Source organism: Streptomyces sp. SID486, assembly GCF_009865385.1.
GTDB lineage: Bacteria > Actinomycetota > Actinomycetes > Streptomycetales > Streptomycetaceae > Streptomyces.
This window is the reverse complement of record NZ_WWJT01000362.1, coordinates 1-1,701: the sequence shown is the minus strand read 5'-3', so window position 1 is coordinate 1,701 and position 1,701 is coordinate 1. Positions and strand designations below refer to the sequence as shown.

Annotated in this window: 1 protein-coding gene; it reads right to left on the bottom strand. The window is 69.0% G+C overall.

All coding sequences use genetic code 11. The features are described from left to right. A partial coding sequence (locus tag GT045_RS16990) for a type I polyketide synthase (RefSeq protein ID WP_345942667.1) occupies nt 1-1,625 on the bottom strand: 1,625 nt, incomplete at its 3' end. Nucleotides 1,626-1,701 lie beyond the last annotated feature (76 nt).

Sequence of the window (1,701 nt, the reverse complement as noted above, 5' to 3'; positions counted from 1 at the left end):
GCCAGGTGCAGGGCCACCAGCGACGACGAGCACGCCGTGTCCACGGTGACCGCGGGCCCTTCGAGACCGAACGTGTACGAGATACGCCCCGAGACGACACTGGCGGCGCTGCTCGTCACGAGGTGACCCTCGACGTTCTCGGCCGCCGCTTCGCGCAGGCTCCGACCGTAGTCCTGTCCGTTGCTGCCGATGAAGACTCCGGTCGGTGTCCCCTGCAGCAGGGTGCCGTCGATACCGGCACGTTCGAAGGCTTCCCAGGAGGTCTCCAGGAGCAGCCGCTGCTGCGGGTCCATCGCCGTCGCCTCACGCGGCGAGATACCGAAGAACTTCGGGTCGAAGGCCCCGGCGTCTTCGAGGAAGGCTCCTTCGCGGACGTAGCTCTTGCCCTGCTCGTCCGGATCGGGGGCGAAAAGGGTGTCGAGATCCCAGCCGCGTCCTGCCGGGAACTCGGTCAGTACCTCGCGTTCGTCGGCCAACAGGTTCCAGAGTTCTTCAGGCGTCCGTACAGCGCCGGGGAACCGGCAGCTCATGGCCACGATCGCGATCGGGTCGTCGTCCGTCGCCGTCGTGGTGGACAGGGCCGGTCCGTCGTCGTCGCGCAGTCCCAGCGCCTCGGTGCGCAGCACCCGTGCCAGCGCCGCCACGGTGGGGTGGTCGAAGAGGAGGGTGCTGGAGAGCTTCAGGCCCGTGGCCGCGTTGAGGCGGTTGCGCAGGGTGACGGCCGCTAGTGAGTCGAAGCCCAGCTCCTTGAAGGCCCGTTCGGTGTCGACGGCCTCGGGCCGACGGTGTCCTAGTACTGCGGCGACGTGGGAACGCACGAACTCGACCAGGGCGCGGTCCTGTTCGGCGGTGCCGAGTCCGGCCAGCCGCCGACGCAGGGAGGTGTCGGCGGGAGAGCCACCGTCGTCGGTGGCGTTCCGCTGCGCGTGCCGGGTCAGTTCGGTCAGCAGCTGCGGGGCCCCGACCCCGGCCCTGACCTGCGCCAAGGTGTCCCAGTCGACGTCAGCGACGAGCAGTGAGGCCGCCATCGGGTCGTTGACGGACTGTTCCAACTCCGCGATCGCCAGGTCGGGAGACATGGCGGGCAGGCCGTGTTCCTCCCAACGGTCCGCTACGGCACGTGCCATGCCGTCTTCGGCCCAGGGGCCCCACGCGATCGAGGTCGCCGGCAACCCCTCGGCCCGCCGCACCTCCGCCAACGCATCCAAATACGCGTTCGCCGCAGCGTAATTACCCTGCCCCGCACCACCCACAGTCGCCGAGAACGACGAGAACAACACGAACGCCGACAGATCCAACCCACGCGTCAACTCATGCAGATGCCACGCACCCTCCGCCTTCGCCCGCAACACCCCCTCGAACCGCTCCACCGACAACCCGTCCAGCACACCGTCATCCAGCACACCCGCCGCATGCACCACCGCCGACAACGGCACCTCAGCCGCAATCCGCTCCAACAACCCCGCCAGCGCACCACGATCACCGACATCACACGCCACCACCGACAACCGCGACCCCAACCCCGCGACCTCAGCCCCCAACTCGGCCACACCATCCACCGCAGGACCACGCCGCGAAGCCAACACCACATGCTCAGCACCCGCCCGCGCCAGCCAACGCGCCACATGCCGACCCACACCACCCGTACCACCGGTCACCAGCACCGTCCCCGACACCCGCCAGGAACCACCACCAGAACCC